The 6,348-nt window shown below is 61.7% G+C and carries 8 protein-coding genes; all 8 read left to right on the forward strand.

Features of this window, described 5'->3' with window-relative positions; all coding sequences use genetic code 11:
* Window positions 1-282, forward strand: a 282-nt coding sequence (locus tag F6X61_RS27145; RefSeq protein ID WP_218575555.1) for a hypothetical protein, incomplete at its 5' end; no start/stop codon positions are given.
* A gap of 66 nt (window positions 283-348) precedes the next feature.
* Window positions 349-2,928, forward strand: a complete 2,580-nt coding sequence (gene rnr, locus F6X61_RS26250; protein WP_153789208.1) for a ribonuclease R — start codon at window positions 349-351, stop codon at window positions 2,926-2,928.
* Window positions 2,925-3,671, forward strand: a complete 747-nt coding sequence (gene rlmB / locus F6X61_RS26255; RefSeq protein ID WP_153789209.1) for a 23S rRNA (guanosine(2251)-2'-O)-methyltransferase RlmB — start codon at window positions 2,925-2,927, stop codon at window positions 3,669-3,671. Before rnr ends, rlmB begins: the two co-directional genes overlap by 4 nt.
* Before the next feature lie 295 nt (window positions 3,672-3,966).
* Window positions 3,967-4,392 (forward strand): 30S ribosomal protein S6, encoded by a 426-nt coding sequence (gene rpsF, locus F6X61_RS26260; RefSeq protein ID WP_110996123.1) that lies wholly within the window; start codon window positions 3,967-3,969, stop codon window positions 4,390-4,392.
* Window positions 4,393-4,420: 28 nt separating this feature from the next.
* Window positions 4,421-4,651 (forward strand): 30S ribosomal protein S18, encoded by a 231-nt coding sequence (gene rpsR, locus F6X61_RS26265; RefSeq protein ID WP_003249563.1) that lies wholly within the window; start codon window positions 4,421-4,423, stop codon window positions 4,649-4,651.
* Between the two features lie 35 nt (window positions 4,652-4,686).
* Entirely contained in the window at window positions 4,687-5,553 is an 867-nt protein-coding gene (locus tag F6X61_RS26270) for a hypothetical protein (protein ID WP_153789210.1), read from the forward strand.
* Between the two features lie 20 nt (window positions 5,554-5,573).
* Window positions 5,574-6,020, forward strand: a complete 447-nt coding sequence (gene rplI, locus F6X61_RS26275) for a 50S ribosomal protein L9 (protein ID WP_011535934.1) — start codon at window positions 5,574-5,576, stop codon at window positions 6,018-6,020.
* Between the two features lie 112 nt (window positions 6,021-6,132).
* Window positions 6,133-6,348 (forward strand): DnaB-like helicase N-terminal domain-containing protein (locus tag F6X61_RS26280; protein ID WP_306109426.1); only part of this gene is annotated, 216 nt, incomplete at its 3' end.

Consider the following 6,348-nt stretch of genomic DNA (forward strand, 5'->3'; position numbering starts at 1 on the left):
GAGAAGACTCGAACTTCCACGACCGTTAAGTCACTGATACCTGAAACCAGCGCGTCTACCAATTCCGCCACCTGGGCACACATTCGAGATTACAAGATGCTTTACAGCGCCGTTCATCTCTACTACAACTTCGGGGTTGTCCGTCGTTGTGGTGCGCACTATACGGGCGGTCCTGGAGGCTGTAAACCCCCCGAGCGAAAAAAATTTCAAAAAATTCAACTTGTTGATTCCGCAGGCCTATTACTGCCCGGCGGACACTGTGCTGGGGCTGTCCAAGGCTGACATTTCCGGTTTCAATACGCCTATGCCAGAATTCATATCTATATACCCCAAGGTGAACCCCTTCTGATGGCCGATTGGCAATCCCTCGATCCCGAGGCCGCTCGCGAAGCGGAAAAATACGACAATCCTATCCCCAGCCGTGAGCTGATCCTGCAGCGCCTCGCCGACCGTGGCGAACCGGCTGCCCGCGAAGAACTGGCGGCAGAGTTCGGTCTGTATGAAGAAGACCAGATCGAAGCCCTGCGTCGCCGCCTGCGCGCCATGGAGCGTGATGGCCAGCTTATCTATACCCGGCGTGGCACCTATGCCCCGGTAGACAAGCTCGACCTGATCTGCGGCCGTGTCTCCGGCCACCGCGACGGCTTCGGCTTCCTGATCCCCGACGACGGCAGTGAAGACCTGTTCCTCAGCCCCTCGCAGATGCGCCTGGTATTCGACGGTGACCGCGGCCTTGCCCGGGTCTCCGGTGTCGATCGCCGTGGCCGCCGCGAAGGCGTGCTGGTCGAAGTCATCTCCCGTGCCCACGAGAGCGTGGTCGGCCGCTACTTCGAAGAAGGCGGCATCGGCTATGTGACGCCGGACAACCCGAAGATCCAGCAGGAAGTGCTGGTCACCGCCGGGCGCAACGGCGGCGCGAAGATCGGCCAGTTCGTCTCGATCAAGATCACCCACTGGCCCACCCCGCGCTTCCAGCCGCAAGGTGACGTTGTCGAAGTGATCGGCAACTACATGGCCCCGGGCATGGAGATCGACATCGCCCTGCGCAGCTACGACATTCCCCATGTCTGGCCCCAGGACGTGATCAAGGAAGCGCGCAAGTTCCGCTCCGAAGTCGAAGAAAAAGACAAAGAGAAGCGCATCGACCTGCGTCACCTGCCGTTCGTCACCATCGACGGTGAAGACGCCCGTGACTTCGACGATGCCGTTTATTGCGAGCCGCTGGGCAAGCTGCGCCTGTTCTCTGGCGGCTGGCGCCTCTACGTGGCGATCGCTGACGTTTCAAGCTACGTGCGCCTGGGTTCTGCCCTGGACACCGAAGCACAGCAGCGCGGCAACTCGGTGTACTTCCCGGAGCGCGTCATCCCGATGCTGCCCGAGGAGCTGTCCAACGGCCTGTGCTCGTTGAACCCGCACGTCGATCGCCTGGCCATGGTCTGTGAAATGACCATCAACAAGGCCGGCCAGATGGTCGACTACCAGTTCTACGAGGGGGTCATCCACTCCCACGCGCGCCTGACCTACAACAAGGTCAGCAGCATGCTCGAGCATGCCCGTACCCGCGAAGGCAAGGCCCTGCGCGAGGAGTACAGTGCGGTCCTGCCAGACCTCAAGAGCCTGTACGCACTGTACAAGGTGCTGCTGGCGGCCCGTCACACCCGTGGCGCGATCGACTTCGAGACCCAGGAAACCCGGATCATCTTCGGCGAAGACCGCAAGATCGACGAAATTCGTCCGACCGTGCGCAATGACGCCCACAAGCTGATCGAGGAATGCATGCTGGCGGCCAACGTCGCCACCGCCGCGTTCCTGCAGAAGCACAACGTGCCGTCGCTGTACCGCGTGCACGACGGTCCGCCGCCGGAACGCCTGGAAAAACTGCGCGCCTTCCTTGGCGAGCTGGGCCTGAGCCTGCACAAGGGCAAGGATCCGTCGCCGAAGGACTACCAGGCCCTGCTGGCGAGCATCGCCGGGCGCCCGGACTTCCACCTGATCCAGACCGTCATGCTGCGCTCCCTGAGCCAGGCGGTGTACAGCGTCGAGAACAATGGCCACTTCGGCCTGAACTACGAAGCCTACACCCACTTCACCTCGCCGATCCGTCGTTACCCGGACCTGCTGGTGCACCGTGCGATCCGCAGCGTGATCCGCTCCAAGGTCGATACCCCGCACGTCAAGCGTGCCGGCGCCATGAGCATCCCCAAGGCACGTATCTACCCGTACGACGAGAATGCCCTCGAGCAGATGGGCGAGCAGTGCTCGATGACCGAGCGCCGCGCCGACGAGGCCACCCGCGACGTGGTCAACTGGCTCAAGTGCGAGTACATGCGAGATCGAGTCGGGGAAATCTTCCCAGGCGTGATCACGGCGGTGACCGGCTTTGGCCTGTTCATCGAGCTGACCGACATCTATGTCGAAGGCCTGGTGCATGTCAGCGCCTTGCCGGGTGACTACTACCACTTCGATCCGGTTCACCATCGCCTGTCGGGCGAGCGTACCGGGCGCAGCTTCCGCCTTGGCGACACGGTCGAGGTCAAGGTCATGCGCGTCGACCTCGAGCAGCGCAAGATCGACTTCGAGATGTCCGAGCAGACCGTCACCGCGCCGGTTGGCCGCAAGGCGCGCGCCGGTGCCGCCACCGAGTCGGCGGCGCAGCCAGCGCCTGCCGGCGAGGCGAAAATCTCGCCCAAACCGCGCAGCCGCAAAGGCGAAACCGCCGATGCCTACTTCCCGAAAGACGCCGTCCAGCGTAACGCCGAAGTGCGCAAGAGTCGCGAGATGAAGAAAGCGCTGATGAGCGATGCGCGCACCGGGCATGCCAGCAGCAAGTCGGAAAAAGGTAGCAAGTCGGCTTCCGGCAAACCGACCAAGCATCGCAAGGGTCCGTCGAAGTCCGGCGCGCCACGTAAAGGCAAGAACAAGTCATGAGTCAGCTGGAAAAAATCTACGGCGTGCATGCCGTCCAGGCACTGCTGCAGCACCATCCCAAGCGGGTCAAGCAGATCTGGCTGTCGGAAGGCCGTAGCGAACCGCGTCTGCAGGCCTTGCTGGCCTTGGCCGCGGAAAACCGCGTCCAGGTCGGCCAGGCCGAGCGCCGCGAGCTCGATGCCTGGGTCGAGGGCGTGCATCAGGGCGTAGTGGCCGAGGTAAGCCCGAGCCAGGTGTGGGGTGAATTGATGCTCGAAGAGTTGCTCGAGCGCACCGAAACCCCGCCGCTGATCCTGGTGCTCGATGGCGTCACCGACCCGCACAACCTCGGCGCCTGCCTGCGCACCGCCGATGCCGCGGGCGCTACCGCGGTGGTGATCCCCAAGGACAAGTCGGCCAGCCTGACTGCCGTGGTGCGCAAGGTGGCCTGTGGTGCCGCCGAAGTGATCCCGCTGGTGGCCGTGACCAACCTTGCCCGCACCCTGGAAAAACTCCAGCAGCGCGGGCTGTGGGTGGTCGGTACCGCTGGCGAGGCCGAACAGGAGATCTACCAGCAGGACCTGACCGGCCCGCTGGTGATGATCATGGGCGCCGAGGGCAAGGGCATGCGTCGCCTGACCCGCGAGCACTGCGATTTCCTGGTCAAGCTGCCGATGGCCGGCAGCGTCAGCAGCCTGAACGTCTCGGTCGCCACCGGGGTGTGCCTGTTCGAGGCCGTGCGTCAGCGCCAGGCCAAGCGCTGATTCGTTGCTTGCGGGGCGGGCTTGTGGGAGCGGGCTTGCCCCGCGATGGCGGTGGTGGGTTTGCCATCGTATCGCGGGGCAAGCCCGCTCCCACGAACCCCGCTCCGCGAATATGTTTCCGGCTGTTCAAATATTCGCCAATCACCTTGCTTGTCCCCCCGGCCTTCTCTACAATTGCGCCCCTTGCCAGCTGGCCGGTGCGCATGCGCCTACACGCCGGGGCAAGACTTACAGTGTCATTCACTCCTTGTCTGACCAGATTCGCTGGCAGACTACTAACCCGTAAGGAGCATTCATGCGTCATTACGAAATCATCTTCCTGGTCCACCCGGATCAGAGCGAGCAAGTCGGCGGCATGGTTGAGCGTTACACCAAGCTGATCGAAGAAGACGGCGGCAAAATCCACCGTCTGGAAGACTGGGGCCGTCGTCAACTGGCCTACGCAATCAACAATGTTCACAAGGCTCACTACGTGATGCTGAACGTTGAATGCACCGGCAAGGCCCTGGCCGAGCTGGAAGACAACTTCCGCTACAACGATGCCGTGATCCGTAACCTGGTCATCCGTCGTGACGAAGCCGTTACCGGCCCGTCCGAGATGCTCAAGGCAGAAGAGAACCGCAGCGAGCGCCGTGAGCGTCGCGAACGTCCTGACAGTGCTGATGGCGTCGATGGCGACGACAGCAATGACAGCGACAACAGCGATAACGCTGACGAGTAATCCACGGACCTTTTGAGGAGCCAATCACATGGCACGTTTCTTCCGTCGTCGTAAATTCTGCCGCTTCACTGCTGAAGACGTGAAAGAGATCGACTTCAAAGATCTCAACACCCTGAAAGCTTACGTATCCGAAACCGGCAAGATCGTTCCAAGCCGCATCACCGGTACCAAAGCTCGTTATCAGCGTCAGCTGGCTACCGCTATCAAGCGCGCCCGCTTCCTGGCCCTGCTGCCCTACACCGACAGCCACGGCCGCTGAGACCGGGTCGTCGACTTAAGTAGCAAGGGATAAGCATGCGAGCGTTGGCAAGTTTCATCATGCGCGGTCGTGTGCAGGCCACCTTCGTGGTGGTCATCAGTGCGGTACTGCCGCTGCTGTTCTGGTTGAGTGCCGCCGCCGGGAGCCTGGTGTTCCTGCGGCGTGGTTTCAAGGATGCTTCATCGGTCATCGCCTGGGGCCTGTTGCCGGCGGTGGTCATGTGGTACTTCGGCGAACCCAGCACCTTGCTGGTGTTTTTGGGAACGCTGGGCCTGGCTGCGCTGTTGCGTGCCGGGCACTCCTGGAGCCGGGTGCTGCTGTCCAGTGTCGTATTAGGCTTGCTGTACAGCCTGATCCTGGATGCGGTGCTGCGCGAGACCTTCGAGGTGTTGGCCAAGGCGCTTGAAAAAGCCCTGCCGCAGTTCGAAGGCAAACCCGTACTACCTGGTGAGCTGATCGGCCCTTTGCTGGTCGCTTCCAGTGCGGTAATGCTGCAGCTGTTCAGCCTGCTGGCTTTGATGCTGGCGCGCTATTGGCAGGCAGCGTTGTACAACCCCGGTGGTTTCGGCCGCGAGTTTCGCGAACTGAGGCTACCGCCGGTGCCCATGCTGGCACTGGTGTCGCTGATGGCACTGGGTCCGTTTATCGGGTCACAGTTCATCGTGCTGGCATCGGCTTCCAGCCTGGTACTGCTTCTGGCTGGCATCGCCCTGATTCATGGGTTGGTGGCGCAGGGGCGACTGGCCGGCTTCTGGCTGGTGGGGATGTACGTGACGTTGCCGCTGCTCATGCAGCTGATGTATCCGTTGCTCGTGGTTTTGGCCATTGTCGACAGCCTGATTGATTTTCGCGGTCGCAAGTCCCCTTCGCAGGGTGACGATTCCGCGAACGGTGAAGGTTAAAAGTTAAGAGGTTTTACCAAATGGAACTGATCCTGCTGGAAAAAGTCGCCAACCTGGGCAACCTGGGCGACAAAGTAAACGTTAAGGCCGGTTACGGCCGTAACTTCCTGCTGCCGTTCGGCAAGGCCACCGTTGCCAACGCCGCCAACCTGGCCGCGTTCGAAGAGCGCCGCGCTGAGCTGGAAAAAGCCGCAGCAGACAAGAAAGCATCGGCTGAAAGCCGCGCTGCCCAACTGGCCGAGCTGGAAGTGACCATCACTGCCACCGCTGGCGACGAAGGCAAGCTGTTCGGTTCGATCGGCACCCACGACATCGCTGACGCCCTGACCGCCTCCGGCGTTGAAGTGGCCAAGGCTGAAGTTCGTCTGCCGAACGGCACCATCCGTCAGGTTGGCGAATACGACGTAGCCGTGCACCTGCACAGCGACGTTGAAGCCACCGTACGTGTGGTCGTCGTAGCTGCCTAAGCTGCGCAATCGGCTGGTCCCTCGCGGGCCAGGCGGTTAACATCGGGCACGGTCCTGTTTATTACAGGCCGTGCCCTTTGTCTTTTTCATCTTCCAGAATTCTTTCGTGGCCATGAACGAGATTACCCATCCCGAACAGCTCGACCTGCAAACCGCTGCCCTGAAGGTGCCGCCGCATTCCATCGAGGCCGAACAGGCCGTGCTCGGTGGCCTGATGCTGGACAACAATGCCTGGGAGAAGGTGCTGGATCAGGTGTCGGATGGCGATTTCTATCGGCATGACCACCGCCTGATCTTCCGCGCCATCCACAAGCTGGTCGACGCCAAC

The organism is Pseudomonas sp. EMN2, from assembly GCF_009650555.1.
Taxonomy (GTDB): Bacteria; Pseudomonadota; Gammaproteobacteria; order Pseudomonadales; family Pseudomonadaceae; genus Aquipseudomonas; species Aquipseudomonas sichuanensis.